The sequence below is a fragment of the Bacillus clarus genome (assembly GCF_000746925.1).
In the GTDB taxonomy this organism is placed as follows: Bacteria; Bacillota; Bacilli; order Bacillales; family Bacillaceae_G; genus Bacillus_A; species Bacillus_A clarus.
Genome location: NZ_JMQC01000011.1, coordinates 95,561 through 112,166 on the forward strand (window position 1 = coordinate 95,561; position 16,606 = coordinate 112,166).

Consider the following 16,606-nt stretch of genomic DNA (forward strand, 5'->3'; position numbering starts at 1 on the left):
TAAAAAAACAGTAGATTTAATGCGTGAAATAGCAGCTATTAGAGTTGTTATTTCACATTTTTTTTGATAATACCTTTTCTAACAAACTATATAAAATTATCATATCTTAGATTTTTATGGGCTAGTGAAGAGTCAGTAGGTTCATAATATTCATAGCAATTTATGAATCTAAAACTAATGATAAAAGCTATTTAATTAAAACAATTGCTTGTTTATCTAAGAGGGGTCCACAGTATTGATGCCATTCTAATTTAATTAAAGGAGAAGATTGAATTGAAAAAATTATGGATGCTACTTTTCTTTTGTTTCGGACTTATGTTGGTAGGTTGCAATAAAGGCGAAACACCAGAACAAGCATTTGAGGAATATGTGAAATTATGGAATGATAAGAAATTTACAAATATGTATGATCATTTATCAGAACATGCAAAAAAGACGATTTCTAAAAAGGATTTCACAGAGAAATATCAAAAAATCTATGAAGGTATTGGAGTAAAGAATTTAAAAATTAAAACCAAAGGAGAGAATGCTAAAGATAAAGAAAGTCTTCTTTTTGAAGTTAATATGGATACGGATGGAGGAACAGTTTCATTCATCCATGAAGCAAAACTCGTGAAAGATAAAGATAAGGATAAGGAATCTTGGAAAATAGGTTGGACTCCAGACTTCATTTTCCCAGGTATGAAAAAAGATTACAAAGTACGTATGCAAACAGAGCAAGGAAAACGTGGAGAAATATATGATAGAAATGGAAAAGAGCTTGCAACGAATGGAAAAGCAACTGAAGTTGGAATTATTCCAGAGAAATTAGGAGAAACGGCAGCGCAAACGAAAGAAACAGTAGCACAATTACTTAATATGTCTGTAGAAGAGGTTGACCAGAAGCTTACAGCAAAATGGATAAAGTCAGATTCTTTTGTACCAATTGGTATTTTACCAGAAGGGACAATGCAAAATGATTATATTTCATTGGAAGGTGTCTCATCTCACCCAGTAAATATTCGTACATATCCATTAGGAGAAGCGGCAGCGCATTTAACAGGATATGTAGGAAAAGTAAATGCTGAGGAGTTACAAACGAAGGGTATCAAGCGGATGATTTAGTGGGTAAAACAGGTTTAGAGAAAGTATTAGAAGATAAATTGCGCGGTGAAAAGGGGGGACGCGTATTTATGGAAGATGTGAATGGAAAAGAGATTAAAAACTTAGCAAAAAAAGAAGCAAAAGATGGAGAAAATGTTACGTTAACAATTGATACTTCAATTCAAGAAAAAATTTACAAGGAAATGAAAAATGAAGCAGGATCTAGTGCAGCGATTAACCCAAAAACCGGTGAAGCAATCGCACTCGTAAGTAGTCCTGCTTATGATCCAAATATGATCGTTAGAGGAGCATCAAAAGCCCAACGAGAAGCATGGAATAACGACTCAAAAAAGCCAATGATAAATCGCTTCACACAGGCATTTGTACCAGGTTCCGTATTTAAAACGATTACAGGTGCAATTGGTTTGGAAACGAAAACAATAAATCCGAAGGAAGAATTTAAAATTGAAGGATTAAAGTGGACAAAAGATTCATCGTGGGGAAATTACTATGTAACACGTGTGAAAGATGCTAGTCCAATTGATTTTGATAAGGCAATGAAGTACTCTGATAATATTTATTTTGCGCAACAAGCTTTGAAAATGGGCAAAGATCAGTATTTAAGTGAACTTAAGAAGTTCGGATTTCATGAAAAGTTACCAATCGAATACGAATTTCCTATTTCAATAATTGCAAAAGATAGGATAAAAAATGATATTCAACTAGCAGACACAGGATACGGACAAGGACAAGTATTAATGACGCCTCTTCATTTAGCATTAACATATGCACCGATTGTAAATGAAGGGAATATTCCGTCGCCTCATCTTATAAAAGAAGAAAAAGAAGTGAAAAAATGGAAAGAAAATGTGATTTCTAAAGAGAATCAAGAGATAGTAAAGAGTACGTTAATAAAGGTAATTAACGATTCCGACGGTGCAGGGAGAATTGCTAAGGTTGATGGTATAATTCTTGCTGGTAAAACAGGTACAGCAGAACTGAAAGAATCGAAGGAAGCAGAGGGCAAAGAATTTGGATGGTTTGCAGCTTTCGATGCAAATGCGCCAAACATGATTGTTACTATGATGATTGAAAATGTAAAAGGTAGAGGTGGAAGCAACGTTCCAGGTGAAAAAATAAAACATGTTTTTTCAGAAATAATACTTAGTTTTAAAGTGAAATTTTTCGATTCATTCATCGTATGTTTGCCCAACTTGAAGGTATTATGGAAATCTATAATATAGATAGGATGTTAAAGGTAGTTATAGAGATAGCGTGTGAAATTCTTGTAATAGGAATTATATAAAATAGAGGCTTTCCTAATGGATAGCCTTTATTTTATATAATGATAAAAATTTATAAATTGATTACGACAAATAAAAAAATCATAAAGGATCAATTTTTTTCTGTTTTGTAATTATCAAAAATCATCATTTTTGATGAAAAATCTTTGATACTGTATCTGTCTTAAAATATATAAAGACTACAGTATTGAATGAAATGCCAGTAAGGATATTATTTTTGTATTTTATTACCATTTACGTTCCGTTACTATAAACCACAGATTCTACTTTATCTTAAATTTAATTTTTTTTGTAAATGTGGAACAAACTTATTACTTAGATTGTCTATTAAGTATAATCCTAAAAATGAGTGCCCAAATTGGATACAATGTATCCCGTTTGATATCTATTTTAAGTATTGCAAAATATGAAAGGACTGATCATTTTGAAAAGTACAAGGATGTTAAAAATAGGGATGTGTGTTGGAATACTAAGTTTAAGCCTTGCAAGTGTAAAACTTTTTACAGGTGAACCATTGCAGGTGGAAGCAAAAGAAAAAGCAGAGAAAACTAAACATGTAAATCATGCGACTCATCGAGAGTTCGCACAACTCGAGAAAAAGTTTAACGCTCGACTGGGTGTCTATGCTATCGACACCGGGACAAACCAGGCAGTAACTTATCGACCTAATGAACGATTTGCTTACGCATCTACCTACAAAGCTCTGGCTGCAGGAGCAGTGCTACAGCAAAATTCAATTGACAAACTCGATGAAGTTATCACCTATACAAAAGATGACCTAGTCGAGTATTCACCAATTACAGAGAAACACGTGGATACCGGTATGACTCTTGGGGAAATTGCGGAGGCTGCTATTCGTTACAGTGATAACACCGCAGGGAACCTTTTATTCAAGAAGCTAGACGGACCTAAAGGATTTGAAAAAGCGCTTAGACAGATTGGTGATAAGGTTACCATGGCTGATCGCTTTGAGACAGATTTGAACGAAGCTATTCCGGGAGACATTCGTGATACAAGTACAGCAAAAACACTTGCTACCGATCTTAAGGCTTTCACGGTCGGAAATGCGCTCCCAACTGACAAACGTAAAATCCTTACGGATTGGATGCGTGGAAACGCTACAGGAGACAAACTCATCCGCGCTGGCGTACCAAAAGATTGGGAAGTCGGTGATAAATCTGGAGCTGGAAGCTACGGAACACGAAATGACATTGCCATCGTTTGGCCACCGAATAGAGCACCCATTATCATCGCAATTCTGTCCAGCCGAGATAAGGAAGATGCTACCTATGATAATGAACTAATCGCGCAGGCCGCCAAGGTTATAGTCAATGTCCTCAAGTAATTGTATCTCAGTGGTAACTAACAAGAACCATTATGTGAGAAGGATAGCATTTAAACCATTGGGGTAACTGCCTTCACTCAAAATGAAAAGATGGTATGGAAAGATCCTTTATTTCTTGTTTGGGAGCTACGGGAAGCATTGTTTACGGTGTGTTACATTTGACATTACGATTTCTGGAAGTGTAGTATCTATTTCATTTCATGACAAAAGATTATGAAAAATAATATGCCTAAATACGAAGATTCCTTTCACATGATACACAGATTGACTTTGTACAGCTTATATCAGGAATTTTTTAAAGAATAAGCACAATATGTATAATGCTCCCACCGTACTAGTATAGTAATCTTTATTAACAGCAACATCTACAATTTACAAGGAGAACATTTTATGAGTAAGAGAATAAAAGAATTAGATTCAATACGAGGATTAGCGGCTATTACAGTGGTATTTGGACATTTTTGTTTAATGCTACCATCGTTGCCTAATTCTATTAAATTCTCCCCGCTTAGGTTTTTATGGGCTGGCGGGGAAGCTGTAATCGTTTTTTATATACTCAGTGGTTTTGTGTTATCTATGGCAATTTATCATTCAAAAACAAATTATTGGGGATATTTAATTAAGCGATTTGTACGAATCTATATCCCTTATTATTTCTGGATATTCATCACCTTTGCTTTATTTATTTTGTTTTCGCCGTATGAAGTGACAGGACTACGAGATTGGTTCTATGATAGGTGGCAAGGGTCTATAACAAAATTAGATATTATCAATCACTTTGTGCTTCTTAATAACTTTTTTACGGAAAATTATAATCCAGTTATCTGGTCATTGGCTCAAGAAATGCGTATATCTATTGTGTTTCCTTTGTTATTCCTTCTTTTTTATAAACAGAGTTGGAAGAAAACGATACTATTTGCTATGAGCTTTTCTTTAATTAGTATATTTCTTAATATGTTGCATATTGGGAAAGCTGAGGGATTTTATAATGGTTATGCCGATACACTGCATTTTACATCTATGTTTATGGTTGGAATGCTCCTTTTTAAGCATCAGGAAAAACTTATCTACTTATATAGGAATATGAAAAAATTAAAAAGAAGACTTCTTACTGCATTAGGGATTATTCTATATTTATATTCCATTTTGATTTTTGGGTTTTCTCGTAATGATACTACGTTCTTATTAAAAGATTGGGGTGTCGTAATTGGTGTTAGTATACTTATTATAATGGCTATGAGTAACCTAAAAGTAAAAGCTATTTTAAATAAGGGTGTATTTGTATACTTAGGAGAAATTTCATATAGTATCTATTTGTGTCATTTTCCAATCATGATGGTACTATTTAAACTTTTGTATGCAAAGATACCTATCCTGTTCCTTCTTATCTTATGTATTACAATGACAATACTTTGTTCTATATTATCGTATCATTTAATTGAAAAGAAATGTATCAATTGGGCAAAACAAAGAACAACAAAGTTTTAAAAAAAAGTGTGATACTTGGAGGAGTACGGAAACGATTCAAAGAATAACCCGTCTGAATTGAAAAATCCTCCAATTCAGGCGGGTGTTTTTTCTTATATTTTATCTTGTAGTTTTCTATATAAAGCATATCAAAAAGATAGGGTAAATCTTCTTCTGGAATGCTATCTAAATAATTAATAACTTGTACGATAACTTCTCCATTATTACTATATCCATTCATATCAACAAGTTGTCCCTCATATCCGTTTGTACCAATATCTTTTTAAAGTACTCTAAAAAATGCACTTTGTCTTATCTTTACTATATCTTTGTCTTATCTTTACTATATCTTTGTCTTATCTTTACTATATCTTTATCTTATCTTTACTTTATCTTTAAATTCCTATATTAAACTTTACACCTAAAAAAATAATTTTGAGTCTAAAAAGGAGCAGGGAAATAGATGATTATTACATCTTTTGTAAATAACCAACCACCATCGAAAAATGGAATTTCTTATACGAGAAGGAATAATATATGAAGAATACGAGTAAAAAACAAATTATTATATTATTCTTTATTAGTATTTTAGGTTTAGGAACAATACTTGGGATATTATATTTTAATCATAAAACCAATATTCATAAAAATAAAGTGCTTGCTACCGAAAAACGTTTATTACAATATGAGCCCAGCTTGAAAAAGGAATTAGAAAAATATAATTTAGGAGGGAAAACAGCACTTTTGTTAGGAATTATGTACCAAGAGAGTAGGGGTGAGGGCAACGACCCTATGCAGTCTTCTGAATCACTTGGATTAAAGCCAAATGAAATTAAAGAGATAAGCTTGAGCATTAAACAAGGGGTAAAACACTTTGCTCAAATGTACAAATATGGAACGGAAAATGATGTTAGCATGGATACAATTATTCAAAGCTATAATATGGGACCAGGGTATATTGATTTTATTGCCAGTCAAGAAGTTAAACAACACTCGGAAGATTCGGCTAAAAAGTTTTCTAAGATGAAAGTGGATCAAAATCCAGCGATGTACACTTGTGGTGGAAATAAAAATAATTTTAGGTATCCATATTGTTATGGTGATTTCACATATGCGACAAAGGTGAATGAAAAAACAAAACTTATTGAAGAACTTCTCCGAAAAAATTCAAAATATAATTCGAAAAGTTTTAATGTAAGAACTTTAAGATTCATGTGAGAGATCTATTAAATCAGGTCATAGTGATACCCGTATTCTAAAAATAGTATGACTACATGCCCGGCTAAAATAATTTTGTATTCATATAACGAAAAAAACGCTATTCTTTCTGTAGAATCATAGGAAAGGATGGCGTTTTTTGTATATCTGTTTTTATATATGACGAGTTAAAACAAGAGATTCAAAGTATTTTATCTTCAAGCCCCTTACAGCATCTAGGCTTCTTTCTTCTCTATATCCTTCTATTTTTAAGCGTATTCGTATCTTAGATTCAACTGCATTTCAACTCCCAGATTATTTTCAAGACGGAAGAATAAAGAGAGGTACGCAATACGTTGAGTTAGATATGGAGAAGTTGATGAACTCCATGCAGTCAGGACAAACATATGAAATAACAGATGCTTAAATAAGGATGAATAATAAAGTACCGACTTGTGTCATTGTTCATCGACGTACAGAAGAACAACAAAAAAGCGTCTACAAGACAAGCTGTTCGAGAGAAAAAGAAAGGAATGACATACTCTCTTCGCAGTAAGCGGCTTAATTAAAAAAAAGTGAAACTCCGATTAGGGTTTATTTCGTATGCAAATTTTCAAATAATCTACACTTGCTCTTGAGAAAAACTAACATGATATATACATGAAGTAAAAAAAGATTTGTGAAAGACTTTTGTAACATTTGTGAAAGAGAAATGAAAGGCCTGTTATATATTATGAAGTCAAATCTTACTAGTAGATGTTCAAACGCATATAGGAAATATGGAGGAAAACTAAGATGAAAAAATTAAAACCAATACTTGGTGCAGTAAGTAGTTTAACTATGGCATTAACGATAACATCCCCTGCTTTAGCTGAAACAAAGACCGAACAAGATGGAAAGGTGGAAACCTTTAAAGAAGATAAAAATCTAAAGGAAGGACAGAATATTATATATGGTGATTCTGGAAAAAAGGGGATCATGATTATGGAAGAGCCTCAGGAAAATAATGATTGGGACGAGGATGGAATTCCTAATGATGTGGAAGAAAAAGGATTTAAAATTGTATTTAATGAAAAGACAGGGAAAAATGAGGCCCAGTTATATGATCTAGTACAAGACTTTGGGAAAAAGAGATTTATAACAAATCCTAAGAGTGCAAATTCAGATGGAGACCCTTTTACAGATAGCTATGAAGTGGAGCACTATGATAGTGATTCTGATATAGATTTTAACCCCATGATCGCGAATGTACCAAATCTACAAATTGCTGTAAAACGTATCGATATTACTCCTGTTGCTAGTATTACAGATTCAAATGGTGAGTCACGCACTAATAGTTGGGAAAAAAGCTTATCTGTACAACACTCTTTTAATGTTGGCCTAGCTGGTGAAGGTGGCGCTGAGGGATCAGCAGTGGGTCCTGTACCATCGGGTAAGGGATCGATAAACGTGGGGTATGGTTATTCCAATACAAAAACAGAAACAGAAAGCGTCTCTAATAGTTTTGACTGGTCGACAGCAACCACTGTTGATTCATCTAAAGCAGCAAATGTGAGACTTCATCTAGAATATAAAAATACGGGTACTGCATCTGCTGGGGATGTTTCACCTCACTTTAACATTCGATTAGGAAATAAAATTATTAATACTGTAAAGGCAACACAAGATCGTTATAAGGCCAACTTATTAACTACAGCAAAAGGTGGAAACAATAAAACTGAAATTCTAATGGATAGTGTAGAAGGTCAAGCTGATGTGAAAATTTCCCTAACACTGGATGAATTAAAAGCAGTAGAACAAGGGGCACCCCTTTCTATTGAAGTCTTGCCTACTAGTACGATGAATGTGTATACAATGAAAGATGGACAATTTGTAAATTTAGGAGATTGGTCGCATTTTGCATCAAATGTAAATGCTTCTACTACATTAGTAGAAACAAACTACGGTTCTATACCAAAATATAGAGTCTATACACCAAGAACGGGCAAGGAAAAGCCTGCTAACATTAATCATAATCTTTCACTAGACGAATTCTTTGCACATACTGGGATAGCTGATAAAGGTTGGATAGCGAATTATGTAGTAAATGGTCGACTAAACGAAGAGCGAGTTCGTTATGGTCCAAATCGAACTCTTTTAGAACGAGGTAAGAACCTTGGTTTCTTTGATAACCGTGCACTACGACCAACTTTATCATATAGCAGTTATGATTATAGCAAGAAAAAGATTTACGCATCGGTTATACCAGGGATATTTAATTTGGGTGAAGAAATCTTTGTTACGGTTCGTAATAAAAAAGGTGAGGGCCAAAAGGTAACATTAGTTCGAAATCAGAACTCAAATGTATATGAGTCTAAAGAGAATGAACCTGTAGACTTAGCAGTAAACCGTAATTCTCTTGGAGAATCTCAAGCAAAGTTTGAACTCATTGATGTAAAAGACAATAAAACTGAAGTCTTCACGCCTCTTGTTTCAAATAAAAGTTATCTAGATGCTATCGATAAATTAGTAGTAGATAATTCCGGAGAACCTATAGTAGAAGGTAAACAGTACTATTTGAAGTCATCTAGTCGCTTTTATGACGGTGTAAAAGAATCTTGGAACGCCGGTACTTTAAGCCAATCAATTAATGGGAGATATGTACACTTTTCACTTAAGGGAAATAATTGGGATGGATTGAGACTCGGTCCTATCCAACAAGCAATACATGGACCAGACATTCAAGCAACACCAGTATTGATTGAAAGAAAAGGAAAATCTAAACCTGAAGAACCATTCAAAAAAGATGAAGAAGTGTTTCTTAAGTTTACGAATAGTAGCCATAGTAATCACCAGTATTTAAACATTGGAAACGGTTATGATTATAGCTGGTTAGATACTGACCGAAATAGATCTGCTATTAAATTAGACAAACTTCCTAATCAGAAGAGCTTCTATCTAAAATCTGATTCTACTTATATAACATCTAGAGAAAATCAGTGGACTAGTTCTGTTGCAGATAATGGTATTGCTCCGCTTGTGGGTGCTGGTGAGCGTGTTTTAAGATCCGAGCATACAACTTCACCAGGTAATTATCACCAATGGGAATTAGAAAGTATTAAGTAAAGAATGATGCTATATATACCCCCTGTCCATATGGATGGGGGTATATATATGAATTTTAAAATGTATCAAATTCTTCTGTAAATTTATTATCTCTCTATATACGCCCCAAACTAGATACCCCCAGTATTTATTCTTTTCGGAAAGGTATATAAACAAAATTCATCTAGTTATACAAGTAGTCAAGTGTTAAAATTATCTTCCGGATTATGGAATCACTTTAAAGAATTTTTAGTGAATGGAAGACCAAAGTATTGTATTTTAACTTAGCAATAGCATTAGTGATAACATCTGCATATCCAAGTTTCATAGATTTATTAGGTTAAAGCAGATAAAAGAAACATTCGTTTTGTGATTGGTGTAAGAGAAGAGAGGATTATATATGAAAAATAGAATCTTAATCGTAGAAGATGAAGAAAACATTCGAGAAGTATGCAAACGCTACTTAGAGAGAGAAGGATATGAAGTTTATACAGCTATGAATGGGGCTGAAGGCTGGGATGTATTTCATCGCTATCAACCTGATTTGATTATTTTAGATTTGATGATGCCGAAAAAAGATGGCTGGGAATTATGTGAGGAAATTCGTCAACAATCAAATGTCCCTATTATTATGTTGACTGCAAAGGGAGAGGAAAGAGATCGAATTTTAGGCTTAACAATGGGAGCAGATGATTATGTAACAAAGCCATTTTCACCACGTGAATTAGTATTGAGAGTTCAAATTATATTAAGAAGAGGAAATCAGATACCGATACAAGCAAAAGAATCTCTATCAGAAGTGATAGAATTTCCAGATTTAAAAATTTATCCAAAGACAAGGTGTGTACTCGTTTGTGAAAATAAAGTTGAATTAACTGTGAAAGAATTTGAGGTGCTTTGTATTATGGCAAAGCATCCAAAACAAGTGTTTTCTCGTTCACAACTTTTTGAACTTATTTGGGATTTTGAGCATGAAGGCGTTACAAACACAGTAACCGTGTTAGTGAGTCGTTTACGTGACAAGCTGGAGAAACATACGATAGAGAATCGTTGGGTTCATACGGTTTGGGGCATAGGATATCGCTTTGAGCCAACTAGGGGAAATGAAACATGAGATTACGTATTCAATTGTTATTGATGAATGTATTAAGTACCAGTATTCTTGTAATTGCTATATGGTATAGTGAAACGAACATGTTACTTGAACCGGAATAAACACGATTATTAACAGTAATTGCGGTTGGAGCAATGATTATTTCAACGTTTATCTACTGGCTAATGACACGACCCATCATGAGGTCCATTCAAAATTTAATTGAACTAACGAAACAGTTTAGCGATAGACAATTCGAAACAATGTATATAATTGGAAAAGAACCACAGGAGTTTAAAGAATTAGCAACAGCCTTTCAACAGATGGCAAAAAATTTAGAAGAAGGGTTTACTAAGTTAGAAGAAGGGGAACAAGCCTGTAAAGAGCTAATTACGAATATCTCACATGATTTACGAACGCCTATGGCTAGCATGCAATTGATGATTGAAGCAGTACAAGATAATCTGATTGAAGATCCTGAAATGAAAAGGAAGTACTTAGCAACAATCCTAAAAGGAATTCAAAGATTAAGTGGATTAATTAATGACTTATTTGATCTTTCAAAGTTAGAACTTGGGCAAGTTGATTTTTATCCAATTTTAACACATATGGACAAAGTCCTATTAGGTGTACTAGAGTCATATGCTGTCTTATTAGCGGACAAACAGATCCATTTACAATTGCAGGTCTCGGATACGTTACCTCGACTTTTAATTATGCCGTGTAAAATAGCACGGGTTATTAGTAATTTGTTAGATAATGCGATTCGGTATTCCCCTGTCTCTGGAACAATTGAGCTGCTTGTAGAGGAAAATAGGCAATACAATATCAACAGGTCCAGTTCATCTTGCGTGATGAGGGGGAAGGAATTGCTCCGAATGATCAATTACGCGTATTTGAACGTTTTTTTAGAACAGATCAATCAAGAAGTTCACACTCTGGAGGTTCAGAGATTGGATTAGCCATTGCAAAATCATTGATTGAAATACATAAAGGAGAAATTGGTGTGAGAGATCGCCTTGATGGAAAACAGGGGAGTGAATTTTGGTTTGCTCTTCCCATCACATCAGAAAACAATAAGATTGCTGAAAGGCTTTTGTAATTTTTATGTTATAGAAATGTAAGACTTCCTTGTTAACATATCACTAAACATTAGGTTACAGGAGGTCTTTTACTTTATGAAAAGAAAAAATGTATTGCTTATAGGAGGTTTTATAATCGTCGGAGGAATTTTATGGTCTTTGTTCCGCCCCGAGAAATTATTTATTGATAAGCAAGTGAATGAAGTATTGCCACAAACAGAAATACAATCAAACGAAACAAACCAACAAGAACGAGTAATAAGTGCGGGTCAGTTTCAAAACGGTGTCCATGAAACAACTGGAACAGCAACAATCCATCAATTAGCGGATGGAAAACGTGTTTTACGGCTTTCCAATTTTTCAACTTCTAACGGACCAGATGTTCGAGTTGTATTAGTTCCTACAAGCCATTTGAAAAATAATGAAGACGTTAAAAACCATGAGTATATTGAATTAGGAAAGTTAAAGGGAAATAAAGGAGACCAAAACTATGAAATCCCCGAAGGAATAGATGTAAGTACATATGGTTCGGTTTCTATATGGTGTAAACGATTTAATGAAAACTTTGGTGCGGCCTATTTTAAAAATTGATATGGATAGGTAAGGGTTTGAGGTTATCTCTCCCTTTTCCCCCCATTCACACCGTACGTGCGGCTTTCACCGCATACGGCGTTCCAACTATTTCAACTCATTCATTTCTCACGACTTTGAACAGATGAGTTCATTTTCCCTTTCGTTAAATTGATTCGTTTTTGCATTGTTCTCGCAGTTCATTGACCTTTTCTTTTTGCTTTTTGTTTAGCTTTAGTGCATCAAATAAAATTTTAATCTTTCCTGGGTCTTTTAGATGTACGAGTCGATGAAACGTATGTGAAAGTAAAAGGGCAATGGATGTATTTATATCGCGCAGTCGATTCAGAAGGAAATACCATTGATTTTTATCTAAGTGAATCAAGAGATAAACAAGTAGCCAAGCGCTTTTTCAAGAAAGCCTTGGCTACTTCTCATATTTGTAAACCTCGCGTAATAACAGTAGATAAGAACCCTGCCTATGCTGTAGCAATTCAAGAATTAAAAGAAGAGAAACGTATGCCTGAAGGCATACAACTAAGGCAAGTTAAATATCTCAATATTATAGTGGAACAAGATCACCGTTTCATTAAGAAACGTGTACGTTCTATGTTAGGATTCAAGTCATATGAAACAGCCACTTCTATATTGAGTGGCGTTGAAACCATGCATATGATGAAAAAAGGACAACTTCACTTACAGGTGAAGTCTGCCCAAAATGAAGTTAGATTCATACATAAATTATTTGGAATTGCATCATAATCAACCATTGAACAGTCTATGCAGGTTTCTATACCTCTATCAAATGATTATTGCACCAGAACCAAAAATACTATTATAATATGTATCATTATAAAAGCTTTGCGAGAGATCTCGCAAAGCTTTTGATTATTGCACTCGCATTCTTGTACTCTGTATTGTCTGTGCTCCATGCTTCCATCTACTCGCTTTTCTTTAATTCAATTGTATCAGTATAAAAAACACCCGTTTTTCCATCAGCATGTTTTGTTTCCACTTTCAAACGATACATTCCAGGCTGTACAATTTGTCCACCCCAACCGGTCCAAATGTCAAAATCTTCATATGTATTGGCTAGTAATTCTGAATGATACCAATCTGTGTCCCAATATTTCCATTTGTCTTCAATTAATTTTTTATCGCTCACTTGATACCATACACTATAAGGGTTATCGTTCGTTGCTTTTAATAAAAAGATTTGCCCTGATAATATGAATTTGCTGTGGATACAACAGTAAAGTTATCTAATGTAGCTGCTGAAACTTGTTTTGCTGGTGCAATTATTCCTACAGTTGTAAAACTGCCCAATGTTAATGCACCGATAAGTGCCAGTTTTCCTAATCTCATAATACATTAACCATCCAATAAAAACTAATTTTTAAAATAATTGTTAATTATACAAGGGTTTTATGGTAAATAGTTTTATTTATTTTAATGTTTAGTTTTTTGTCTAGAATAAGTAAGATTTAGTTTTTGGCTAAACATGATTATAAACAAAAAAGAAACCCATAACGGATTTCTCTTATTTCATTTCTTTTTTTAATGAATTCATATAAGTTTTGACTGCTTGAAGCAAAAATTCCTCCTGCCCCACACCAGCAACAGAAGCCATTTGAATTACCTTTTGTTTAAATTCATGATCCGCATGAAAAGTTAAAGGTTCTACATTGCTCTTAAAGTAAATACCGTCAACATGTGGTAGTATTGAACCGTTTTTCATATGAGAATGCAAGTACTTAATCTCCTCCTGTAAATTCAATGGATCCACTTTTAGGATATATGGCTTAATTTCTAAATGGATTGTGTCCTGTATAATGGTTACTCGCATATTAGTAACACCAATCTCTTTATAAAATAAGTTAATTAGATTATAAGTGATTGAATGAAATAATTGAGGTTTTTTGAAAGTAAAAGACAAATACCCGCGTTTTGTAATGACTGCTTTTTTTTCAAAATACTCTGCTGTGTAACCACGATCTTTGTATTCGGATAAAGAGAAGATTTCTTCATCTTCGGTTATTACTTTTCCATCATCACCTTTTATTTCTATCACACGAGCAGTCTTGCATGTATGTTGGTGTGTAAGTAATTGATACAAGTAAATTTCTGTATCCTGGATCTTGGTGATAAATGTTTTACGTTCTTTCGTAGTTGTTTTTTCATAATCAAGCTGAAAAATCTCTAAATCTTCTTCATCAATGACATATACTTTTTTCCCACGCTTTTCTACCATTGTTGCTGGTAATTTTCCGGATTTAATGTAAGTAAATATAGTAGACGGTGCTACATTTAAAAGTTCCGCTGCTTCTTTTGTACTTAAGCCTTTTACTTCTTCTTTATTCATTAACCGTTCGATATCTTCTAAATAAAAGATTTTGCTACCAAATTGCTTCCAATTATCTTTATATACACATTCGATTAATCCTTCTTTTTCCTTCTTTAAAATTGTCTGTACAGTAACTCCCATTAAATCCGCTGCTTCTTTTGACGTTACAGTTGGTTTTGTAATAAACAGTAAATCTTGTGACATGAAAACAATGCCTCCCTCGTAAATTTCCGTAATCTATAAATATAGTATATCAGGGTTTTCTATACATATAAAACTAATTCTAAGTATTTTAAATGGGCCAATTTTACTATATTTATAATCCTATATATATATGAAACTTATAAATAATTTAATTTTAATAATCATATTAAATATAAAATGTGTTTTGTATTAGATAAATTACTTTTTAAAATACATATTGTTATTAATATTTTATAAAAAAATATATGTATAATTAATTAGAGAAGAATGGAGTCTTCTTACAGAAAGAATATGATTTTTAATTTGTATGATCAATGTAAGTTAGTTTAAATACGTAGTATAATTGAATATAAGTTATTACGTTACAAATCTGTACTAAAAAAGGAGAACTAAATGTATGGATAATAAAGATAAAAATGAGATTATACCTACTATAAACGATGAAAATCAATTTATAGATACATATATAGAACATATTAAAGATATAGTTCCTTTCTTAAATAACAATCGTTATATGAATGATGTGGAAAGAAAAATGGAGGTTGCAGAAAAAGATGGAAAGGGGAAATATGATTTCTTGAATGACTTGGAAGTCATATACCATTTTGTACACTTACAAAAAGATATGGATGAAAAGAAAAATAGAAAGGAGGATACAAAGAAGAGCTATGTGTCTGAAATTCTATCATTTTGCCAATGTATAGTGCAGCAGGCAGAGGAATTTGAGGTAAATGGGGAAGAGGTACAACAAAACGCGTCTTTATTTAAAGCGTTACAGCCCTGGCACATACGTAAATATAACAACTGGTTAAAAGATGTGAAGAATGGCCGGAATGAATCTAAGTATGCAGTTGCAACACTTGCGAAAAAGACGGTTTTAATTCGTTCTTTCCTTAAACATTTGTATGGATGTGGGTATATAGAAAAGCCACTTCATAAAGAGCTGCAACGCGCAAACGTAAATGCACAAGATCGTCCAAATCGTGATTTATCATATGATGAAGTCATGAAGATACTTGGGTTCTATAAAGAGAGGGGACATTTAGTCAATTATACAATCTTGCTTGCATTAGCAAGTACTGGTGCACGTATTCAGGAATTGTGTACAGCAATGGTTAAAGATGTACATTATGATGGGAAGTATTGGCTAAAAGTTATCGGGAAAGGCGATAAGGTACGAGAACTCTTTATTTCAGAACATTTGTATCAATGTATATGTGAAATGAGGAAAAGAAGGGGATTTGAAACGGTATTAAACCAGGGAGAGGAAAATCCGTTATTTGTGAACCAAAGAGGTAACTTCTATAATGCTAAAACATTATCTAACCAGGTAACTGATATGATTAAAAAGACAAATTTAGATTTCTTAAAACATCGAGAAAACCCTGTAACTGCACATACGTTTCGTCATGCTTTTGCGATTATGGCTGTGGAACAGGGGAATGCGGATTTGTATCACTTAATGCAGACACTTGGTCATGAAGATATTCAAACAACTAAGATTTACTTAGAGAAACATATGAAGCGTAAAAATAATGTGGGAACAAGTTTTGCGGATATGCTAGGTTGATAGAAACAGCCAATGTAAAGGCATAATTAGGTACCTGAAATCCCTTTTTGTATATTTATGTAAATTAATTATCTGTTATGTGAAAAAACGGATGCTCAGATTTCGATTTAATGAGTGTTATGTTGATAATTAATACTACAAGTATCGTTCTCTACAAAACCTCATTTATGAGTTGTTAAGGCTTTTATAGGGCATCTGTTCGGAAGTCGCGTTCTAAAACAAAAAATATGTGATTTCTCAAATTATAGGAAAGTATAGTGTAT

The 16,606-nt window shown here is 33.5% G+C and carries 10 protein-coding genes and 5 pseudogenes; 11 read left to right on the forward strand and 4 right to left on the reverse strand.

The features are described 5' to 3' along the window. Nucleotides 1-273: 273 nt before the first annotated feature. The 3 genes and pseudogenes from DJ93_RS28500 to DJ93_RS28510 all read left to right on the forward strand — a co-directional run. A pseudogene (locus DJ93_RS28500) lies at nucleotides 274-2,240 on the forward strand (penicillin-binding transpeptidase domain-containing protein); the annotation flags it as partial. 553 nt (nucleotides 2,241-2,793) lie between these two features. Next, nucleotides 2,794-3,732, forward strand: coding sequence for a class A beta-lactamase (gene bla, locus DJ93_RS28505; protein WP_042984923.1), 939 nt, complete (start codon nucleotides 2,794-2,796; stop codon nucleotides 3,730-3,732). 390 nt (nucleotides 3,733-4,122) lie between these two features. Further along, nucleotides 4,123-5,220 (forward strand): acyltransferase family protein, encoded by a 1,098-nt coding sequence (locus tag DJ93_RS28510; protein ID WP_042984926.1) that lies wholly within the window; start codon nucleotides 4,123-4,125, stop codon nucleotides 5,218-5,220. A 118-nt stretch (nucleotides 5,221-5,338) separates the two neighbouring features. Here DJ93_RS28510 and DJ93_RS34950 read toward each other — a convergent pair. Next, nucleotides 5,339-5,464 (reverse strand): annotated as a pseudogene (locus tag DJ93_RS34950) (vancomycin resistance histidine kinase VanS); the annotation flags it as partial. A gap of 272 nt (nucleotides 5,465-5,736) precedes the next feature. On the opposite strand from DJ93_RS34950, the gene DJ93_RS28515 reads away from it, so the two are divergent. The 7 genes and pseudogenes from DJ93_RS28515 to DJ93_RS28540 all read left to right on the forward strand — a co-directional run. Continuing rightward, nucleotides 5,737-6,417 (forward strand): lysozyme family protein, encoded by a 681-nt coding sequence (locus DJ93_RS28515; protein WP_042984928.1) that lies wholly within the window; start codon nucleotides 5,737-5,739, stop codon nucleotides 6,415-6,417. Nucleotides 6,418-6,706: 289 nt separating this feature from the next. Then, a pseudogene (locus DJ93_RS34250) lies at nucleotides 6,707-6,962 on the forward strand (IS4 family transposase); the annotation flags it as partial. 229 nt (nucleotides 6,963-7,191) lie between these two features. Continuing rightward, nucleotides 7,192-9,501, forward strand: coding sequence for a binary toxin-like calcium binding domain-containing protein (locus DJ93_RS28520; protein ID WP_042984930.1), 2,310 nt, complete (start codon nucleotides 7,192-7,194; stop codon nucleotides 9,499-9,501). Between the two features lie 379 nt (nucleotides 9,502-9,880). Next, a complete protein-coding gene (locus DJ93_RS28525; protein ID WP_042984933.1) occupies nucleotides 9,881-10,594 on the forward strand; it encodes a response regulator transcription factor in 714 nt (237 codons plus the stop codon). Continuing rightward, nucleotides 10,591-11,675, forward strand: a pseudogene (locus tag DJ93_RS28530) (sensor histidine kinase). Before DJ93_RS28525 ends, DJ93_RS28530 begins: the two are co-directional and overlap by 4 nt. 76 nt (nucleotides 11,676-11,751) lie before the next feature. Then, entirely contained in the window at nucleotides 11,752-12,246 is a 495-nt protein-coding gene (locus DJ93_RS28535; RefSeq protein WP_042984935.1) for a DM13 domain-containing protein, read from the forward strand. Between the two features lie 261 nt (nucleotides 12,247-12,507). After that, nucleotides 12,508-12,987, forward strand: a pseudogene (locus DJ93_RS28540) (IS6 family transposase); the annotation flags it as partial. Between the two features lie 178 nt (nucleotides 12,988-13,165). Here DJ93_RS28540 and DJ93_RS28545 read toward each other — a convergent pair. The 3 genes from DJ93_RS28545 to DJ93_RS28550 form a co-directional block, all read right to left on the reverse strand. Next, nucleotides 13,166-13,390 carry a hypothetical protein gene (locus DJ93_RS28545; protein ID WP_052109765.1) on the reverse strand — a complete coding sequence of 75 codons (225 nt, stop codon included), beginning with the start codon at nucleotides 13,388-13,390 and terminating at the stop codon, nucleotides 13,166-13,168. A gap of 38 nt (nucleotides 13,391-13,428) precedes the next feature. Further along, nucleotides 13,429-13,590: a DUF5065 family protein gene (locus DJ93_RS32705; protein WP_117287963.1), complete on the reverse strand. Its 162-nt coding sequence runs from the start codon at nucleotides 13,588-13,590 to the stop codon at nucleotides 13,429-13,431. Between the two features lie 175 nt (nucleotides 13,591-13,765). After that, nucleotides 13,766-14,773 (reverse strand): helix-turn-helix domain-containing protein, encoded by a 1,008-nt coding sequence (locus DJ93_RS28550; protein WP_042984939.1) that lies wholly within the window; start codon nucleotides 14,771-14,773, stop codon nucleotides 13,766-13,768. Between the two features lie 397 nt (nucleotides 14,774-15,170). Here DJ93_RS28550 and DJ93_RS28555 point away from each other — a divergent pair, with 397 nt between their 5' ends. Beyond that, entirely contained in the window at nucleotides 15,171-16,343 is a 1,173-nt protein-coding gene (locus DJ93_RS28555; protein ID WP_042984940.1) for a tyrosine-type recombinase/integrase, read from the forward strand. Nucleotides 16,344-16,606 lie beyond the last annotated feature (263 nt).

Coding starts and splice junctions, on each gene's coding strand:
- bla (WP_042984923.1), top strand. CDS start 2,794: ATGAAAGGACTGATCATTTTGAAAAGTACAAGGATGTTAAAAATAGGG.
- DJ93_RS28510 (WP_042984926.1), top strand. CDS start 4,123: ATGAGTAAGAGAATAAAAGAATTAGATTCAATACGAGGATTAGCGGCT.
- DJ93_RS28515 (WP_042984928.1), top strand. CDS start 5,737: ATGAAGAATACGAGTAAAAAACAAATTATTATATTATTCTTTATTAGT.
- DJ93_RS28520 (WP_042984930.1), top strand. CDS start 7,192: ATGAAAAAATTAAAACCAATACTTGGTGCAGTAAGTAGTTTAACTATG.
- DJ93_RS28525 (WP_042984933.1), top strand. CDS start 9,881: ATGAAAAATAGAATCTTAATCGTAGAAGATGAAGAAAACATTCGAGAA.
- DJ93_RS28535 (WP_042984935.1), top strand. CDS start 11,752: ATGAAAAGAAAAAATGTATTGCTTATAGGAGGTTTTATAATCGTCGGA.
- DJ93_RS32705 (WP_117287963.1), bottom strand. CDS start 13,590: ATGAGATTAGGAAAACTGGCACTTATCGGTGCATTAACATTGGGCAGT.
- DJ93_RS28550 (WP_042984939.1), bottom strand. CDS start 14,773: ATGTCACAAGATTTACTGTTTATTACAAAACCAACTGTAACGTCAAAA.
- DJ93_RS28555 (WP_042984940.1), top strand. CDS start 15,171: ATGGATAATAAAGATAAAAATGAGATTATACCTACTATAAACGATGAA.